Raw genomic sequence first — 18,586 nt, forward strand, 5'->3', positions numbered from 1 at the left:
GCAGCGCAAGCGCACCGGCTGAGAGGAAGTCCCATGGCGCAATATCCGCCGCCCGGTCAATATCCGCCACCGGGTCAGTACCCGCCGCCACCGGGCCAAGGGCAGCCGAACTACTGGCAGGAATCCCCCAAGCGCAAGGGCATGGCGATCACCGCACTGGTGCTCGGCATCGTCGGCTTCCTGAGTTGCTGGACACTGATCGGCGGCTATCTGTTCGGCTTCTTCGCGCTGATCTTCGGCATCATCGCGCTGGTCAAGATTCGTTCCGGCAGTGCGGGCGGCACCGGCATGGCGGTCACCGGATTGATCCTGGGTGTGCTCGCGCTGGTCGCCGCGGTTGTGCTCAGCATCGTCGGCTGGAGCTTCTTCGTCGACTCCGGCGGCAAGGACTATCTGGACTGCATGCAGCAGGCGGGCGACGATCAGACCAAACAAAACGAGTGCCGAGACAAGTGGGAGCACAGCATCGAGCAGAGCTTCAGCGTGACGCTCACTCCGCGACCGACCCCTTGACGACACCCTTGACGACCGACCGGCCGCCGCTGTGCGCGCACGTCCGGGTGGCGGCGATGACATCGCCGAGTTCGGGGCGGTAGTCGCCCTCGGGCGGTGCGATCCAGATCCGGTAGCCGCTGAGCTCATCGGTCGGTGAGGGCAGCACGATCCGGGTGCCCGGCAGCGCCACCGAAGTGCAGACCCGGAACAACTCCGGGAACAGCGTCATATCCAGGTACGAGTTATCGGTCGGACCGGTCAGGAAGGACCAACGGCTGGAGCGCGGATGCGCGATGATCGGTCCGGTTCGCCCGTAGTTGGCGAGGAGGTAGGCGCGCACCCGCTTGCCGAGTTCGGCGGGCATGACGACCGCGCCGACCGCGCCGACTTCCAACAGAATTCGCCCGAGTCCCGGATCGACCACCCCGTAGAGACCGTTGTCCTTGCGATAGCGGCGACATCGCGCCAAGGCGTCCTGGGTCGCCGCGAAATCTTGGGCTGCCAGGTAGCTACCCGATTCCATTCGCGACGTACTCATGAGGAACCTCGCCTCGACTCTGAGTGGATCGACGTAAAAACCAAAGTTGCCGCTGAAATCGACCCTAGACCCGCACAAGTTCCTTGACAATAGTCACACGCCGAGTAAATTTCCGGCGTACCATCTCGGGCCATGGCGCCCGTTTCCCCGACCGTTGCTCGCTGGGAGCTGGTGCTGCGCCTGCGCGAATTACGCGAACAGCGCGGCTTCGATTCGGCCACCTTCGCCAAGCGGGTCGGCTTCACCCCGGCCAACTGGTCGCATGTCGAGAAGGGGCGACGGGTGCTCACCACGAACACCATCGGCCCAGTGCTCGAACTGCTCGAGGTGGATTCCGAAGAACGCGGGGAGTTGCTGACACTGCTCGAGTCGAGTAAGCAGCGCGGCTGGTGGGCCAAATCGTCGGCCCTGATCGGGCCGGAACTGCAGCGGCTGTACGGCATGGAGTTCGGCGCGCAGAGTATTCGCAGCTATGACAGTTTGGTTTTCCCTGGCCTGCTGCAGTCCGAGGACTACGCGCGGGCGCTAATCAGTGCCGATGTGATGATCCGGCCGGTTCAAGTCGAGCAACTGGTAGCCATTCGGATGCGGCGGCAGGAGCGGTTGCGCGGTAAGGGACGGGTGGAACTGACCGCGGTCATCGGCGAGGGCACCCTGCTGCAGCAGACCGGTGGGCCGGAGGTTTTGCGCGGACAGTTGGAGTATCTGGCGAAGACGATCGAGCAGCTCGACAATATCGAGGTGCGCGTCATCCCGTTCGCGGCGCGGGCGGGCGCGGTGCTCGGCGGGTCCAGTTTCCACCTGATCGACTTCGCCGGTGAACAGCTGCCGACCTTCGCGTGGGCCGAGAGCGCGGTCTTCGGTGGCGCGGTCGACGATCCGGAACAGGTGCGCGATTTGAGCTTCGCTTACGTTCGCGCACTGGAACAATCGTTGAATCGTGCAGCATCATTGGCCCTGATCAGCAGGTATGCACGAGTGTAAAATCCTGCCCATGGCCACCACCGCTACCCTCCGGTCGGTTTTCACTGACTGGTTCACGTCGAGTCGATCGAACAACGGCAATCAATGCGTCGAAGTCCGGTTCGATGGTGACGCGGTGCTCATCCGTGACAGCAAATACCGCCGCAACCCGGCCAACCGCCCCGCTGAAGAGCCCATCATCACCGTCACCGCGAGCCTCTGGACCTCGTTCATCAACCTTCTCAACAGCGGCCGATCGCATAACGAGCTGATCGCACAAACTTGCGCCGACGGCAGCGCCACCCTGCGCCACGGCGATATCACCCTCTCCTACACCCCCGAAGAGTGGGATGCGTTCATCGCCGGCGCGCGCGACGGCGAATTCGATCGCATCATCCTGCCCGCCTGACCGCTTACCCCGGCCGTGACACGGCCGGGGCCAACCTCGGCGACGGCAGCCTGCGCCCCATCTCTGCATACTGGAGATCGTGACTTCCGATCTGAGCAGTCCCTCCGGTATCGATCTCTCCCACCTCGACCACGCCGTGCGCGTTCAGGACGATCTGTTCGCCCATGTCAACGGCGGGTGGCTGGATACCTATGAGATACCGGCGGATCGTGCGGTCGACGGCGCCTTCCGGACGCTGTACGACCAGGCGGAGCTGGATGTGCAGACGATCATCCGGCAGGCCGCGGACTCGGCGGCGCCGCACGGCAGCGACGCGCGCAAGATCGGCGATCTGTACTCGAGCTTCATGGACACCGATACGGTGGCCTCGCTCGGGCTGGCACCCATCGCGGGGGAACTCACCGAGATCCACGAGGTCGCCGATCGCAGTGCCTTCGCCGCGCTACTGGGTCGCCTGCAGCGCACCGGCGTCGGCGGCGCGCTCGGTTTCTATGTCGACACCGATGACAAGGACTCCAACCGGTATCTGGTGCACGCCACCCAGTCCGGGATCGGGCTGCCCGACGAGTCCTACTACCGGCAGGACGAATTCGCCGAGATCAGGGACCGATATGTCGAGCACATCGGCCGGATGTTCGCGCTGGCCGCCGCCGAACCGCAGATCGCCGCGCTGCTGCCCGCCGACCTGGCGACGGTCGGACAGCGGATCTTCGAGTTGGAGCGCAAGCTCGCGGCCGGGCACTGGGATGTGGTGCGCCGCCGCGATGCCGAGTTGAGCTACAACCTCACCACCTACGACGCGCTGGTCGCCGAGCATCCGGAATTCGATTGGCACGCGTGGACTGCCGCGCTCGCCGAGGGTATCTCGAAGTCGGGTCCCGAACTGTTCGCTGAAGTGGTTGTGCGCCAGCCGGATTACGTGCGCGCCTTCGCACAGACCTGGGCGGCCGAACCGCTCGCCGACTGGCAGGCGTGGGCGATCTGGCGGCTGTTGCGTTCGCGGGCGGCCTATCTCACCGATCCGATCGTCGAGGAGAACTTCGACTTCTACGGCCGCACCCTCACCGGCGCGCAGGAGAACAGGGAACGCTGGAAGCGCGGTGTTTCGCTGGTGCAGGATCTGCTCGGTGAGGCGGTCGGCAAACTGTATGTCGGCGAGCACTTTCCGCCAGAGGCCAAGGCTCGGATGGTCGAGCTGGTCGCCAATCTGCAGGAGGCCTACCGCCGCAATATCGCCGAGCTGGACTGGATGGGGCCGGATACCAGGGCGGCCGCGCTGGCCAAACTGGAGAAGTTCACCCCCAAGATCGGCTATCCGGACAAGTGGCGCGACTACTCCGCCATCGTCATCGTCCCGTCCGATCTGGTCGGCAACTACCGACGCGGCTATGCCGCCGAACACGATCGCGATCTGAACAAGCTCGGCGGTCCGGTCGATCGCGGCGAATGGTTCATGACCCCGCAGACGGTGAACGCCTACTACAACCCGGGCATGAACGAAATCGTCTTCCCCGCGGCCATTCTGCACCCGCCGTTCTTCGATATGCACGCCGACGACGCCGCCAACTACGGTGGCATCGGCGCGGTGATCGGTCACGAGATCGGCCACGGTTTCGACGATCAGGGCGCCAAGTACGACGGCGACGGCAATATGATCGACTGGTGGACCGATGCCGATCGCACCGAATTCGGTAAGCGCACAAAGGCTTTGATCGACCAGTACAACGTGCTCTCACCCAAGGCGCTGTCCGACGACAACACCGTCAACGGCGAATTCACCATCGGCGAGAACATCGGTGACCTGGGCGGACTGTCCATTGCCCTGGCCGCCTACCGGATTTCGCTCGAAGGCGAGGAGCCGCCGGTCATCGACGGACTGAGCGGTCTGCAGCGCGTCTTCTACGGCTGGGCACAGGTGTGGCGGACCAAGGCCCGCAATGAGGAGGCCATCCGCCGCCTGGCCACCGATCCGCACTCGCCGCCCGAGTTCCGCTGCAATGCGGTGGTTCGCAATATCGACAGCTTCCACGAGGCCTTCGATGTGAAGCCGGGCGACGAGCTGTATCTGGAACCCGCGCAGCGCGTCAAGATCTGGTGAGCACGCGGCGGGGCCGAGGACGCCGAGCGCTCAGCGCAGGCGTTCCTCGGTTTCGCCGTCGAAGAAGAAGATCTCGTCGAGTTTCGGGCGCAGGCGCAGGCGATCGCCGAGGGCAACCTGGAAGCGGCGGTCCACCCGGGCCACCACCTTGCCGGAGCGGCTGTTCCATTCATCGGTGACGCCGTGGCTGTAGATGAAAGATTCGGCGCCGAGTTCCTCGAGCAGTTCGGCGGCCACGGCGAGGCTGTTCTCGGTCTCGGTGGTGGTTTCCCAGGATTCCGGACGGATGCCGACAATGACCCGCCCGCCGGTTGCGGTGCGGGGCAAGGGAATTCGCAGGTCACCAAGGACGGCGGCACCATCCCGAACAGGGGCGTCGAGCAGATTCATGCCGGGTGAGCCGATGAACCCCGCGACGAAAGTATTGACCGGATCGTCGTAGAGCTCACGGGGTTTGGCGATCTGCTGGAGTTTCCCTTCGCGCAGCACCGCGACCCGATCGCCCATGGTCATGGCCTCGACCTGGTCGTGGGTGACGTAGACGGTGGTGGTGCCGAGACGCTTCTGCAGCGCGGCTATCTGGGAGCGGGTGCTCACCCGCAGTTTCGCATCCAGGTTGGACAGGGGCTCGTCCATGCAGAAGACCTGGGGTCGGCGCACGATGGCGCGCCCCATCGCGACGCGCTGGCGTTGCCCACCGGAAAGTTTCGCCGGTCTGCGGTCGAGCAGATGCTCGAGTTCGAGCATCTTCGCCGCCTCCTGCACCCGAACCGCGGTGTCCGCCTTGTTCATTCCGGCATTGCGCAGTGCAAAGCCCATATTCTGTGCGACCGTCATATTCGGATAGAGCGCGTAGCTCTGGAATACCATCGCCACATCGCGGGCGCGCGGCGGCAGTGCGGTGACGTCCTTACCGCCGATCAGGATGCGACCCGCCGCTACGGATTCCAATCCGGCCAGCATCCGCAGACTGGTCGATTTGCCGCAACCCGATGGGCCGACGAGGACGATGAATTCCCCGTCGGCGATATCGAGTTCCAGGTTGTCGACGGCGGGCGCCGGCGCACCGGGATACCGATGCGTCACCCCGTCGAAGTGCACTGTTGCCACGGCGTCGATCTCCCTCTTCGTCGGTACTACTTGGGCAGCTTCGGCGTGATCTGCCGGTCGATAATGGTCTGCAGCTGGCTGGCGACATTCGCAAAAGCCGTTGCCGGATCGGCATTCTGCAGGCCGATCTGCTCCAAACCGGTGCCGATGATCTGGTCACCGCCAGGCACGAAGACCCGCGCGTAGTCCTGCGATTTGGTCACCGCGAGCTGCTCGATAGCGACCTTCGAATTCGGGTTCTTCGCGAGGAAGTCGACCTCGCTCGGATCGGTCACCGCGGACTTGCGCACCGGCATATATCCGGTGCCCTGCGAGAAGTACGCGGTATTCGCGGCATTGGTGATGAACTCGATGAACTTCAGCGCGTTCACCTTCCGCTGATCCGAGATCCGGGACGGAATCGCCAGCCCGGCACCGCCGGTGGTGACGCCGGGGCCGTTGGAATGCGGCAGGAATGCGGTGCCGAATTGCAGTTTGCCCTCGGCGTTCTTCTGGATGCCCTTCAGATCGCCGGTGGAGGCGATAGTGGAGGCGATGACGCCGGTGCCGAAGTCGACGGCGATCTGCGGTTTGATGCCCGCGTACTTCTTGGTGTGGATCATATCGCGCAGGAATTGGCCCGCCGCAATGGTTTTGGGGTCGGTGAACTTCAGCGTCCACTGGTCCGAGTAGGCGCCGCCGAAGGTCCAGTTCGGGCCCTGGAAGGTCCAGGCCAGGTAGTTCTTGGCGTCACCCCAGCCGTGCGCGAGCTTGCCGTCGCCGACCACCGACTGGATCTTCGGGCCCCACTCGTCGAATTCCGGCCAGCTCTGCGGGCCGCGGTCCGGCAGACCGGCCTTCGCCCAGACATCCTTGTTGTAGTAGAACAGCGGTGTCGAGCGCGCGTACGGCAGTGCGTAATGCTTACCGTTGAAGACGTAGTCGGCGGCCAGCGAATCGACGTAGTCGTCGAGCTTGACCCCGGCGTCGGCGAAGTGCGGGTCGAGCGGTTCGATGGTGCCGTTCAGCGCGTAGTTGAACCACCAGACATCCGACAGCACAACGACATCGGGCAGCTCGCCGCCGGATAGCGCCGCATTGAACTTCTGCGACACCTCCTCGTAGTTCTTACCCGCGTCGACCAGATTGACCTTCAGATCCGGATACTTCGCCTGGAACCGGTTGATCAGCTCGGCCTCGAGTTCCTTCGAGGTGCCAGGGTGATTCGACCAGAAGGTAATGGTGTTGGCGTCACCGGACTGCTTGCCGCCACCGCCGCTGCCCGCGCATGCGGTCAGTGCGGTACCCGCCGCAAGCGCACCGGCCAGGCCGATGAATCCGCGCCGCGACAGTGCCGGAAATTGTGAAGTGGACACTGGAATCTCCTTGTCTCAGTATCGCGTAGCGATTCCGTGAGGGGTGGTGGTCGGGTGACGGGTGGGCTCAACCCTTCACTGCACCTGAGGTGAGGCCCTTGATCATGTGGCGCTGTAGCAGCAGGAAGACGACGAGGATCGGCAGCATGGTCAGCAGCGTCCCCGCCATCACCGGTCCCCAGTTGGTGACGCTCGGATTCTCGGTGTTCTGCAGCAGGGTCAGGCCGACCGGTAGTGTGGCGACCGTGGTGTCGTCGGCCATCAGGAACGGCCAGAGGTATTCGTTCCACTCGTTGACCAGCGTGACCACCGCGAATGCCACCATCGTCGGTCCGGACATCGGCAGCACCACCCGGGTGAGCAGGCGCCACCAGTTGGCACCGTCCATCCGGGCCGCCTCGATCACCTCCGAGGGCAGCGAGAGGAAGTGATTGCGCATCAGGAAGGTGCCGAAGGCCACCCCACAGAGCGGAATGATGATGCCCTGGAAGGTATTCCGCCAACCCAACTGGGCGATCAGTGCGTAGTTGGAGATCACCGTGATCTGGTTGGGCACCATCAGCGCCGCGATGATCACCAGGAACACCAGGGTCTTGCCCGGAAACCGCAGGAACACCAGGCCGTACGCGCTGAACACTCCCAGCACGAATTTCACCAGCGCGATGATCCCGGTGATGATCAGCGAATTGCGCAGGAAGGCCCAGAACGGCAGCGTCGTGGTGGCGTCCTCGTAGTTCGCCGGATGCCAACTGTGCGGCCAGTACACCGCGGGCTGGGTGTAGATATCCGGACGTGCCTTGAACGAGGTGATGAAGATCCAGAACAGCGGAACACCGACGATGATCAGCACGCACACCATCGCGCCGTATCCGAGCACCGTCACCACGCGCTGCCTGCGGCTATACGAAAGAGTCTCGCCGCTGTTTCCATGGCGGCCTGCGCCGGTCGCTACGTGGTTACGCATGCTGCCTCCTCCGCGCCCGTCGCTGCGGCCGCGCGTATTTCACTGCTCGCCCCGATCCATGATGCGCACCTGGACCAGCGTGACGACTAGCAGCACGAGGAACATGATGGTGGCGACCGTCGCGCCGTAGCCGGCCCGGAAGTTGCGGAAGGACTCTTGGTAGACCTGGTAGACCATGGTCGTGGTGCCGGTGCCGAGCGGCCCGCCGCGCGTCATCACATTGATGATGTCGAAGACCTGCAGCGAGTTCAGCAGCACCGTGATGGACAAGAAGAAAGTGGTCGGGCGTAGTTGTGGCAGCAGCACTTTGGTGAAGGTGGTCCAGCGGCCGGCGCCGTCCATCTCGGCTGCTTCCATGAGATCGGCACGGGTGCCCTGCAGTGCGGCCAGGTAGATGACGAAGGTGTAGCCGAGGTTCTTCCAGATATAGGTGACCGTCACCATGAACAGCGCCCAGTGCGGGTCCTGGTAGAAGTCCGGGACCTTGTCGACGCCGATGCGGTGCAGCACATCCTGGATCAGCCCGAAGCTGGGATCGAAGATGAACTGGAAGGCCACGCCGATGGCCGCGCCGGAGATGACGAACGGGGCGAAGATGGCCGAGCGAACCACATTGCGGCCGAACAGCTTACGGTCCAGCAGCAGGGCCAGCGCCAGGCCGAGCACCATGCTGCCGACCACCGCGGCCAGGGTGAAAACCACCGTATTGGTGACGATCTGCCAGGAGTCGTCGCGGCCCCACCATTCCCGGTAGTTCGCGAACCCGATGTAGGTCACGAAGTTGTCGGAGATATTGAAGTCGGTGAACGAGAGCCGGATATTGTCGGCCAGCGGGCGGTAGACGAACAGCGTCAGCAGCACCAGATTCGGCCCGAGCAACACCAGGAACAGCGCATAGTCCTGCCACGGCCGATTACGCAGGCCACGCCCGCGCGGTTGGGGCAGTACTCGTTCCGGCCTGGCTCGCACGGCCGAGACTCTACGGCGCACAGCAAATAGTCGGTTAACGCCGAATGTCGACACGCTGAACGTCTCGCGCGCTACCCGAAACTCTTGCCGGTCGTGGGGTACGAGGCTACCTTCGTCGCGGGCCGACGGTCGGGCTGGTGGCTGGATGCTGGGCGTACCCGACGAGTTACCCATGTGCTGGTCCGCCTCCCCGAAACTTTTGCCGGTCGTGGGGTGCGGTGCGAGTTTCGTCGCGGGCCGACGGTGGTGTCGGTGACTGGATGCTGGGCGTACCCGACGAGTTACCCATGTTCTCCCGAAATCAGTTGTAGCGTTGCGCCACTCGGGAGATTATCCGGCAACTGGTCTGTCGTCCGGAAAATCCGGAACACCGGGACGTGAACAGAAAGAACTCAGCCCAGGCGGTTTGTGCCTGGGCTGAGTTGGGCTCGGGAGCTATCTGTCGATACTCAGTCGTTCCAGTCGCCATAGCCGTCGCCGGCGTTCAGGGTGCCGCCCTTGGTGTTCTGGACGATGACCGGGTCGCCCTTCTTGGCGTTCTCGAAGAACCACTTGGCGTTCTCGGTGCTGACGTTCAGGCAGCCGTGGCTGGCGTTCGAAACACCTTGCTGCGCAACCGACCACGGGGCCGCATGCACGAAGATGCCACTGTTGGAAATCCGGGTGGCGTACTCGACCTCGACCTTGTAGCCCTCGGGATCGGTGGTCGGCACACCGTAGGTGGACGAATCCATGGTCATCTTGCGCAGCTGCTCGCCGACGAAGTAGGTGCCGTTCGGGGTCTCGTGCTTGGTCTTACCCATCGAGGTCGGCATCGTCATGATCTCCTCGCCGTTGCGAGTGATCGTGATGGTGTGGGTGTCGTCGTCGGCGGTGGTGATGAAAGCGTCACCGATCCGGTATGCGGTGCGGGTGCCGCCCGCCTCCACGGTCACATCAGTATTGGCCGGCCAGAACTCGTTCGGCCGCCAGCGCACCTGCTTGTCGCTGAACCAGTAGAAGTGACCCGGCGCCGGATTCGAGGAGGTGATCTTGATGGCCTGCTCGGCGGTGACGTGATCGGTCACCGGTTCCTTGAAGTTGATGATGATCGGCTGCGCGACGCCGACGGTCTCGCCGTCACCGGGGCTGATACTCGGCGGCGCGAAGTTCGCCGTGGCACCTGGATCGGTGGCGGTCGAGTTAGCGGAGCCGGTGCCGGGCAGTACCGGATCGGCCTGAGCCGGCGCGACGGCGGTGATACCGACCGCGGCGATCGCCGCCGACAATAGGATGCCCTGCCGGAGTCGGCGGGCTAGCGCTCCCCGACGAGGAGCAGTCGACGTCCCGGTGTGCAAAGCGGCATGCATAGGTTTCTCGTCCAATCCATCTCTCGCCTACGCCGGTGGCGCGGTGAGATCTCTCATCGGTGTGGAACTCGCAGGGCGGTTTCACGAAGACTCTTCGTGGATTCCGTGCGAACGCCCACGGAAAAACGGCGCGGGGCACACGAAGCACCCCACGGGTATATGACGCACCCGACCCTGGCGTCCTTCCTACCGTCCAGAGCCATCCGCGGCCACTGGCGTTTCGGATTGATTCGTGCAGACCACGTGGTGTGGCGAGCGACACATATGCTGTTGGGGGTCAAGATCATTCGTGAAACTGGCCGGTCAGGTCCGTGAGCCTCGATGGCTCAGGACGGCCGTCAAGTCGTCCGACCCCCAGATGAGCCAAACTCCTTCGTGAGATAAATCACGAAATGACATCGAATGGGATCGACCGATGCGGCCCCGTCGCGATGTTGTGCGGCACCGACAGCGGCGCCCGCCCGCGTGCATACCGCGGTGGCAATCGCAGCCGCCGTCGACCGAGAATGGTCGCGAGCACGATCCGCAGTTCGTAGTCGGCCAGCGATGCCCCGACGCACCGTCGATGTCCGCCGCCGAAGGGTGCGAACTCGTACGGCCGGTACTTGCGGTCGATGAACCGCTCCGGCCGGAACAGCTCCGCATCCGTCCACACCGCGGGATCGGAATGCAGCAGCGGCAGCGCGATGCCCATGGTGTCGCCCGCCGCGAGCTCGACACCACGCAGTGTGAACGGCACGGTGTTGTTTCGAGCGACCTGCGAGCAGTCGCTCGCGGCCAGCCTGCGCAGCACGATCGGCACCGCGGGATGTAGCCGCAGTGTCTCCTGGCACACCGCGTCCAGGAACGGCAGCCCGGCCAGCTCGAGCGGGGAGGCGTCGGATCCGGCCGCGTCCAGTTCGGCGCGCAGGCGCTGCAACGCCTCGGGTTCTCGATGCAGATGGAACAGCGCCCACACCAGACTGGTCGCGGTGGTCTCGTGTCCGGCGACGAGCAGGGTGCGCAATTGGTCGCACAGATCGTCATCGGTGATCGAGGTGCCGTCGTCATAGCTGGTCGCGCGCAGTAGACCGAGAATGTCGGCGCCGACCGAGCCGACGGCCCGACGCCGCGCGATATCGGTCAGGATCAGCTCGTCGAGCCGCTCGCGCGCGGCCACGAACCGATCCCACGGCGCCCGACCGAACAGCCCGCGGCGCAGTGCGGGCACCAGCATCAGCGGTCCGGAGTAGGCGGTGAGGAATTCCGCGACCGCGGTGGTGTATTCGGCGCGGCGCTCGCGGCTGTCCACCCCGAATACCGCCTCGAGAATCACCCGCAAAGTGATCGCCCTGGCTGCCGCCCGCGAGTCGATGCGCGTGCCCGGCGTCCAGGCCGGGCGGGATTCGCCTGTGCTGCCCGATATTTCGGCGATGGTGGACTCGCGGATGAGTTCGCCGTAGGCGCGGATCTGCGTGCCGTGGAACGCGGGTGCGAGCAATGCCCGATCGCGCCGATGTCGTTCGCCGGCGGTCAGGATGAGCGATGCGGAGCCGACCAGCGGTTCGATCGGATTCGGTCGCGGCGGTTCGAGCAGATCGATCGGCGCGCGGAAGAATTCGCGGGCGCCGTCGGCCGTGCCGGTGAACAGCACCGCGCCGAAACCGGGAAACCGCACGTAGAACGGATCACCCTCGCGTTCGCGTCGCCACCGGAAGTACCGCTCGAAATCGATGCCCGCCGCCAACGCGTGCGCAACCACCATTCTCGGTGCGCGCGGCGTCGAAGGCGCGGCGTCCAGCGCCGCTTCCTCGGGTGCGCCCGCGTGCTCCATATCTATAGCTACGAACTTACGCCGGTCCCGGTTCGACTGCCCCCTTCGGGCGCACCCTGCGCACCGTATTGCCGGCGAGGGCGGCCAAGCGCGCGAGCCGGGCGTCTCCGAGCGCGGTCACCGCATTGCCGAGCCGGTTGGTGACGAAGGCGATCGACATGCCCAGTTCGGGATCGGCATAGGCGCCCGAACCGCCGAGTCCATAGTGGCCGAAGGCTTTCCGCGGCTGCTGCTTGGACATCACCACCGGACGGTGATAGCCGAGGGTGAATTTCAGCGGCACCCCGAGCACATAGTCGCGGCTATCGGCCCGCTGCGTCTCATTGATGATCGCGATCGTCTCCGGTTGCAGGAACTGCGCCGCGTCGATGGCGTGACCACCGCGTTCGGGATCAAGCGCCTCGACCCGCCCTTCATTCGCGAGGGCCCCATACATTCTGGCCAGTGCGCGCGCCGAGAAGACACCGTTCCAGCCCGGCATCACCGCATCGTGCACGCGCGGATCGCGGACGAGTTCGTCGAAGCTCTCCGGCATACCCGCCTCGGCGAGTCCGCGCACCGGCCGCACCCAGGACAGCACCGATGACGCGGTATTCCAACGGATTCCGGGTGGATTCAGATGCGGAAAGATCTTGGCGATCCGATAGCGCTCGGATTCCGGTACCCGGAACCAGAATTCGTCATAGCCGAGTGGTTCCGCGATCTCGCGCCGCACCACATCGGTGAACAGATCACCGGTGACGCGCTGCACGATCTCGGCCACGAGCCAGCCGAAGGTGATCGCGTGATAGCCCGATGTGCGGATGCGCCGCGGGTCGGCGGGACTCTCGGCCAGCGCCGCCACCACGGCGCCGTAGTCGAGAATGCCCTCCCGGCCGGGGACCAGGCCGCGCACCCGGTGCAGTCCGGCGCGGTGCGAGAGCACATCGCGCACCGTTATGTCGTCCTTGCCGTGTGCGCCGAACTCTGGCCAGTAGGTGGCGACCGGGGCTTCGTATTCGATCTGCCCGCGCTCGGCCAGCCGGTGCACCACGGTCGCGGCGACGCCCTTGCCGGTGGAGAAGGTGAGCGCGACATTCTCACCGTTCCAACGTCGATCCTTGGCCGCCCAGCCCGCCCAGATATCGACGACGGGTCGACCGTCGAGATAGATCGCGAGCGCACCGCCGCCGCGTGTCGGCTGGGCGAACATGCCGAAGAAATGGTCCGCAAGGCGAACGAATCTCGGATCGACGAGCATCTCCAGTGGCGCGGCTGGCCACCGGTCCGGTGCGGGGAAGGCCGAAACCATGGGGCACACCTCCTGCTGGCTGGCTGGGGCCGAATTCTCAGCCTAACTCGGATCGTGGCGTTTGCCAGCGACCGAAAGGCGTGGTCAAACAGGTCGCGCCGGTTGCCGAATTCCACGCGAAGGCTGCCGCGCCCAGGCACACCACCGTGCTGTCGGCCGTCGCGACCTGTGCGCGCGAGCCGTCGAAGGCGATCGATACCGCGAACAGCGGGATGGGCGGGCTCGGGTGGTCGGTCTCGGAATCCGTTGCCGGAGCGGCGATCGAGGTCAGCGCAACGGCATCGGCGCCGTAGCCGAGCGCGATCGGAATTCCACCGACTCCGTCGCTGGCGCCCACACCGCCCGCCGCACCGATACCGAACGCGGCGGCACCCAGGCCGGCACGGGCGTAGCCGACTCCGTCGTATCCGGCCGCCCGTGCCCGGCCGAGGGATTCGGCCGCGGCCCGGCATGCGGTGCTTCCGTCGATCACGGTGACATCCGCCCCGCCGTCGGTAGCGCAGTGCACATCGGTTGCCGAGGCCATCGCGGGGAGGATCAGCGCGGCGCCGAACGCGGCGGTGGTGCAAGTCATCGCGCTGATCAGCCTCACGAACGAACTCCTCTCACACCGGAAACCTCACCATACCCAGATCGGTTGCTGTGACACCGATTTCGCTGGTACGCCGCAGTGCCACAGTGATCGAACCAACATTTGGGCCGGCACTGTGCTTCTCCGATGCGGTTGCTGTCGACTCGACGCACCTGCGCTCGGTGGTGTATGCATGGCGTGGTATTTCACGCATTGCTAGATCACTTCGGATTCCGACGGGGGTATGAGTTCGGAGCGTTACAGCCGGGAGGACTGTAAGTGTCTCGTCAACCGATCTCTGGTCGCCTCGCGACGGCGGCCGTCGCCGCGGTCGCCGTCGTCGCCGCGCTCTCGCTAGCGGGCTGCGGCAATAAAATCAGCGGCAATGCCCAGCCCGCCGTAAACGGGACCATCGATGCGGTCTCGTCCACCAACACGCCGAGAACCTCAGGGGCCAGGCCCACCACCAGCGCCCGTCCGTCCTCCAGTAAGCCGACGGCGACCACCTCGGCGACCAAGGGCGGCAGCACCGATTTCCAGGCCAATGTCGGTGACTGCGTGACGCTCGGCGGCACCACCGATAACGCCACCATCGCCAAGGCCTCCTGTGGCAGCCGGGCCTCGAACTACAAGGTCATCGGCAAGGCGGCGACCAGTTCGCAGTGCGTCGCCGACCGCGACTCCGCCTACTTCGAAACCATGAACGGCGCGCAGCAGGGCGCGATCTGCCTGGATATCGACTGGGTCGTCGGTGGCTGCATGGATATCAGCGGCGAGGATCCCAAGCGCATCGACTGCACCGAACGCGTCAGCCAGGGCGTGAAGGTGACCAATATCCAGCAGGGCGCCGACGATGCCAGCGTCTGCGGCAGCAGCAGCGGCTTCGAGTACCCGACGCGGCGCTTCGTGGTCTGCGTCCAAAATCTCTGACGCCCACGAAAACCGGCCGGTAGCGGCTACGTTTGGCCCGTGAGCGAGCGAACCATAGACGCAGCGTCGGAACGAACGGCGGAACCGAGCGCAGCGAGGTGCAGCCGTGAGTTCTGAGCTACCCCGGCTGGGTTCGGCAACCGGCCGCTGGATCCTGCTGGCCACCATCCTCGGTTCCTCGGTGGCCTCGCTGGATGCCACCGTCGTCAACATCGCGCTGCCGCGCATCGGCGAATCCCTCGACACCGATGTCGCGGGGCTGCAGTGGACGCTCAACGGCTACACGCTGACCCTGGCCTCATTCATCCTGCTCGGCGGCTCGCTCGGCGATCATCTCGGCCGCCGCAAGGTGTTCGTCTGGGGTGTCATCGGATTCGCACTGGCCTCGGTGCTCTGCGGTGCCGCGGTCAATATCGAGATGCTCGTCGTCGCCCGGATCCTGCAGGGTGTGGCGGGTGCGATGCTCACCCCAGGCAGCCTGGCGCTGATTTCCTCATCCATCGATCAACGCGATCAGGGTGCGGCGATCGGCCTGTGGTCCGGTTTCGGCGGTGTCGCGGGCGCACTCGGTCCGTTCCTCGGCGGCTGGCTGATCGAGTTGGCCGGCTGGCAGTCCATTTTCTTCATCAATGTGCCGCTCGCGGTGGTCGTCGTACTCGTCACGTTGCGGCATGTGCCGGAGAGTCACGACCCGAATGCCTCGGCGCGACTGGATGTTCCGGGTGCGGTGGTGGTCGCGGTGGCCCTCGGCGCGCTGACCTTCGGTCTGATCGATGCGATGCCGCTGCTGGTGGTCGTCGGACTGCTGCTGCTCACGGTCTTCGTGGTGATCGAAATGCGCAGCGACCATCCGCTGGTGCCGCCATCGCTGTTCGCTGGGACATTTTCGCCGGGCGCGGGTCCCTCCGTGGTTACGCAGGCTGCCTCCCCCGGGCCTGTCGCTTCCGGCGGGCGGGTCTTCACCGCCGCGAATCTGGTCACCTTCGCGGTCTATGCCGCGCTCGGCGGTGTCTTCTTCCTCCTGGTCATGCAGCTGCAATTGGTGGCGAAGTACACGCCGCTGATGTCGGGGGTGGCAACCGTCCCCGTCACTTTGATCATGCTGGTGCTTTCCGCGCCCGCGGGTCGTTGGGCGCAGGTGCACGGTGCGCGCATTCCGATGACGGTCGGTCCGCTGCTCGCCGCGCTCGGCCTGGTGTTGCTGCTGCGGATCGGACCCGACACCACCTATCTGACCGATGTACTCCCGGGTGTGCTGGTCTTCGGTCTCGGGCTGTCGGTATTGGTCGCTCCACTCACCGGTGCGGTACTCGGCGCGGTGCCCGCCAGTGAGGCCGGTATCGCCTCCGGGGTGAACAATGCCGTGGCCCGTACCGCTCAGCTGCTCGCGGTCGCCGCGCTGCCCGGCCTCGCCGGCATCTCCGGATCGCTCGGCGACCCATTGGAATTCGACCGCGGCTTCGGCGTCGCGATGTGGATCTGCGTCGGCCTGCTGGTGGCCGGTGCGCTGATCGCGGCAGTACTACTGCGCGCGCCGCGCCGCGCCGCGACACTGGACAATGTCGACTGCATGCCGCAGTGCGGGGTGGCGGGTCCAGCGCTGGCGCCGCTCCACAAAACAGAATGAGCGGGTCATTCGACCCGCTCATTCGGTATTCGACTGATCTTCGCTAGATCGGGTTGAAGCCCGCCCCGACGCTGCCACGAGCATTGATATCGCCCATGATCGAGCTCATATTGGTGCCGACCTCGGGTCCGAAGCAGGCGATGGCGAGATACGCGTTCACCATCCCGACCAGCGTGGTGCCGACGACGACCGGCGCCCCGGAATCGCCCTCCACCACACACATCTGCGACCAGGTCTCCATATTCGTGCCGAACAGGTCACCGTAGGCGATGCCGCAGGTATTGCCGGTGGTGCGGCCCTCCTTGCAGACGATCATCGGGAACTGGGCCGGGCCGCCGATCCCGGTGATGGTGACATTGCCGATCCGGTTCACCGGGGTCATCTTGGCCGGATCGAATTGGATGATGGCGTAGTCGAGATCGTGGTTGGAGTAGACGAACCGGCCGATCACGCCTGCGCCGCGGTCGAGTTCGGCGTACACCTGAGCGCCCGGGTCGCCGCAGTGTCCCGCGGTCAGTCCGACCAACCGGCCTCCGCCGTCGTAACCGACCGTCGTGACAGTGCACTCGAACTGATTATCGATAATGATTCCCGACCCACCGCCGATGACGGGCGGCCCCGGCGCGGCGTCCGCGGTGCCGGCCCCCGTCGCGACCAGTGCCGCACCAAGAGCTACGGCGAAGGCAGCGTTGGCCACCTTGGCGAGTTTGCTGAACATGTCCCTCCAGACGTCGGAAGTCCGCACGATATCAATCTGTCGCACCCATCGTGTCAGTATTCGGCTCCGGGCGCGTCCTGTACTGCGCTCTGGTGTCGAACGCGTCGGTGTGGACCGCACTTTTCGACATTTATGATGCAGCGTCTCATTTTCTCGCGATAGCGAAGCACTATTACTGTAAACATGGCAATGCTACTGATTGCGTTTCAGTTGTATGTTGATCGGTGTCGCAGAAGCCATTCGAATCGCGTGCAGATTTTGCATGAATATTATCCGCGTAAATAGTAGAACAGGTCATATGCGGGGCTGATCGGAGCCGTGGAACTGTAGCTCGTTCCAGAAGTATCACCGTTAACTTTGGGACCGATCCCAAGCGTCGGGCCACTGCTCATAGCGTTTTCCCTACAGTGACTCCAATCTATGACTGCAATCACACGGTGGTGGGTGTGTTCTGCACTACTCCGTAGTAGGGTGCGTCAAGCAAACAAGTCGTCGGGGTTTGGTTACCGGCGTCGAGAGGGGTTAGCCAGTGCAGTCGACCAAGAGTCCACCAACGCCGTCACGGATGAGTGACGCGGTCGATTGGACGAAGGCCTACTGGGAAGACCATCCGAAGCGCTCCTTGGAGACCTTCGGCAGGCAGATCACGATGGGGTTCGCGGCGGTCGCGGAGTTGTTCATCGCGATATTCCGACGCCGCTTTCCTTATCGTGAGTTCATCCGCCAGTGCGCGTTCATGTCCAGTGTCGCCGCGGCACCGACGCTGCTGGTCGCCATCCCGATCGGCGTGATCGTTTCCATCCAGGTCGGCGCGGTCGCGAGCCAGGTCGGTGCGACCTCGTTCATCGGCGCGGCGAACGGTCTCGGCATCATTCAGCAGGGTGCGCCGCTGGTCACCTCGCTGATGATCGCGGGCGCGGTCGGTTCGGCGATCACCGCCGATCTCGGTTCCCGCACCATCCGCGAAGAGATCGACGCGATGCGGGTGATGGGGGTGGATCCGCTGCGTCGTCTGGTCGCGCCCCGGCTCGGCGCGGCCATGCTGGTCAGCGTATTGCTGTGTGGCTTCGTCGTATTCGTCGGATTTTTGACTGGCTACATTTTCAATATTTTTGCGCAGGAGGGCACCCCGGGTTCCTATATCGGCACCTTCTCCTCGTTCGCCGTCACCATCGATCTGCTTGTCGCACTGGTGAAATCATTGATCTTCGGGTTGCTCGCTGCGATCATCGCCTGTGATACCGGGCTCAATACCCGGGGTGGTCCGGGCGGAGTTGCCAACTCGGTGAACTCCGCGGTGGTCAGTTCCGCCATCATGTTGTTCGGCGTGAACTTGATCATCACCCAGATCTACAACGTTCTCCTCCCCCCACAGGTGGTCTGAGC

17 protein-coding genes are annotated in these 18,586 nt (G+C 64.6%); 7 read left to right on the plus strand and 10 right to left on the minus strand.

Features of this window, described 5'->3' with window-relative positions:
* Positions 1 to 33: 33 nt before the first annotated feature.
* A complete protein-coding gene (locus tag OIE68_RS32740; protein WP_327094832.1) occupies positions 34 to 513 on the plus strand; it encodes a DUF4190 domain-containing protein in 480 nt (159 codons plus the stop codon).
* Here the strand turns inward: OIE68_RS32740 and OIE68_RS32745 are convergent.
* Complete coding sequence (locus tag OIE68_RS32745; RefSeq protein ID WP_327094833.1) at positions 491 to 1,033, minus strand: hypothetical protein; 543 nt, start codon at positions 1,031 to 1,033, stop codon at positions 491 to 493. The genes OIE68_RS32740 and OIE68_RS32745 overlap by 23 nt on opposite strands.
* A gap of 132 nt (positions 1,034 to 1,165) precedes the next feature.
* Between OIE68_RS32745 and OIE68_RS32750 the strand changes: the two genes are divergently transcribed.
* From OIE68_RS32750 to OIE68_RS32760, 3 genes are all read left to right on the plus strand, one after another.
* Entirely contained in the window at positions 1,166 to 2,017 is an 852-nt protein-coding gene (locus OIE68_RS32750) for a Scr1 family TA system antitoxin-like transcriptional regulator (protein WP_327094834.1), read from the plus strand.
* Between the two features lie 10 nt (positions 2,018 to 2,027).
* Positions 2,028 to 2,405: a DUF397 domain-containing protein gene (locus tag OIE68_RS32755; RefSeq protein WP_040697841.1), complete on the plus strand. Its 378-nt coding sequence runs from the start codon at positions 2,028 to 2,030 to the stop codon at positions 2,403 to 2,405.
* 79 nt (positions 2,406 to 2,484) lie between these two features.
* Entirely contained in the window at positions 2,485 to 4,503 is a 2,019-nt protein-coding gene (locus tag OIE68_RS32760) for a M13 family metallopeptidase (protein WP_327094835.1), read from the plus strand.
* A 30-nt stretch (positions 4,504 to 4,533) separates the two neighbouring features.
* Here OIE68_RS32760 and OIE68_RS32765 read toward each other — a convergent pair whose 3' ends face one another.
* The 8 genes from OIE68_RS32765 to OIE68_RS32800 form a co-directional block, all read right to left on the minus strand.
* On the minus strand, positions 4,534 to 5,613 hold the full coding sequence (locus OIE68_RS32765; RefSeq protein ID WP_327094836.1) for a sn-glycerol-3-phosphate ABC transporter ATP-binding protein UgpC: 1,080 nt from the start codon (positions 5,611 to 5,613) through the stop codon (positions 4,534 to 4,536).
* 26 nt (positions 5,614 to 5,639) lie between these two features.
* Entirely contained in the window at positions 5,640 to 6,968 is a 1,329-nt protein-coding gene (locus OIE68_RS32770) for an ABC transporter substrate-binding protein (protein WP_327094837.1), read from the minus strand.
* A gap of 67 nt (positions 6,969 to 7,035) precedes the next feature.
* Positions 7,036 to 7,827, minus strand: a complete 792-nt coding sequence (locus tag OIE68_RS32775) for a carbohydrate ABC transporter permease (RefSeq protein WP_327101903.1) — start codon at positions 7,825 to 7,827, stop codon at positions 7,036 to 7,038.
* 144 nt (positions 7,828 to 7,971) lie between these two features.
* Positions 7,972 to 8,901, minus strand: a complete 930-nt coding sequence (locus OIE68_RS32780; RefSeq protein WP_327094838.1) for a sugar ABC transporter permease — start codon at positions 8,899 to 8,901, stop codon at positions 7,972 to 7,974.
* A 449-nt stretch (positions 8,902 to 9,350) separates the two neighbouring features.
* On the minus strand, positions 9,351 to 10,250 hold the full coding sequence (locus tag OIE68_RS32785) for a L,D-transpeptidase (RefSeq protein ID WP_327094839.1): 900 nt from the start codon (positions 10,248 to 10,250) through the stop codon (positions 9,351 to 9,353).
* Between the two features lie 385 nt (positions 10,251 to 10,635).
* Positions 10,636 to 12,063 carry a cytochrome P450 gene (locus OIE68_RS32790; protein ID WP_327094840.1) on the minus strand — a complete coding sequence of 476 codons (1,428 nt, stop codon included), beginning with the start codon at positions 12,061 to 12,063 and terminating at the stop codon, positions 10,636 to 10,638.
* Positions 12,064 to 12,079: 16 nt separating this feature from the next.
* A complete protein-coding gene (locus OIE68_RS32795) occupies positions 12,080 to 13,354 on the minus strand; it encodes a serine hydrolase domain-containing protein (protein WP_327094841.1) in 1,275 nt (424 codons plus the stop codon).
* A gap of 37 nt (positions 13,355 to 13,391) precedes the next feature.
* A complete protein-coding gene (locus tag OIE68_RS32800; protein ID WP_327094842.1) occupies positions 13,392 to 13,946 on the minus strand; it encodes a DUF6764 family protein in 555 nt (184 codons plus the stop codon).
* Positions 13,947 to 14,219: 273 nt separating this feature from the next.
* On the opposite strand from OIE68_RS32800, the gene lppU reads away from it, so the two are divergent.
* Both lppU and OIE68_RS32810 read left to right on the plus strand, forming a co-directional pair.
* The gene (gene lppU / locus OIE68_RS32805) at positions 14,220 to 14,855 is read left to right on the plus strand and encodes an LppU family putative lipoprotein (protein WP_419150827.1); all 636 of its coding nucleotides are present in this window, start codon (positions 14,220 to 14,222) and stop codon (positions 14,853 to 14,855) included.
* A gap of 106 nt (positions 14,856 to 14,961) precedes the next feature.
* A complete protein-coding gene (locus OIE68_RS32810; RefSeq protein WP_327094844.1) occupies positions 14,962 to 16,482 on the plus strand; it encodes an MFS transporter in 1,521 nt (506 codons plus the stop codon).
* Between the two features lie 43 nt (positions 16,483 to 16,525).
* On the opposite strand, the gene OIE68_RS32815 is transcribed toward OIE68_RS32810, so the two are convergent.
* Positions 16,526 to 17,200, minus strand: a complete 675-nt coding sequence (locus OIE68_RS32815; protein WP_327094845.1) for a S1 family peptidase — start codon at positions 17,198 to 17,200, stop codon at positions 16,526 to 16,528.
* Between the two features lie 565 nt (positions 17,201 to 17,765).
* Between OIE68_RS32815 and OIE68_RS32820 the strand changes: the two genes are divergently transcribed.
* A complete protein-coding gene (locus OIE68_RS32820) occupies positions 17,766 to 18,584 on the plus strand; it encodes an ABC transporter permease (protein WP_327094846.1) in 819 nt (272 codons plus the stop codon).
* Positions 18,585 to 18,586 lie beyond the last annotated feature (2 nt).

Source organism: Nocardia vinacea (genome assembly GCF_035920345.1).
Lineage (GTDB): Bacteria > Actinomycetota > Actinomycetes > Mycobacteriales > Mycobacteriaceae > Nocardia > Nocardia vinacea_A.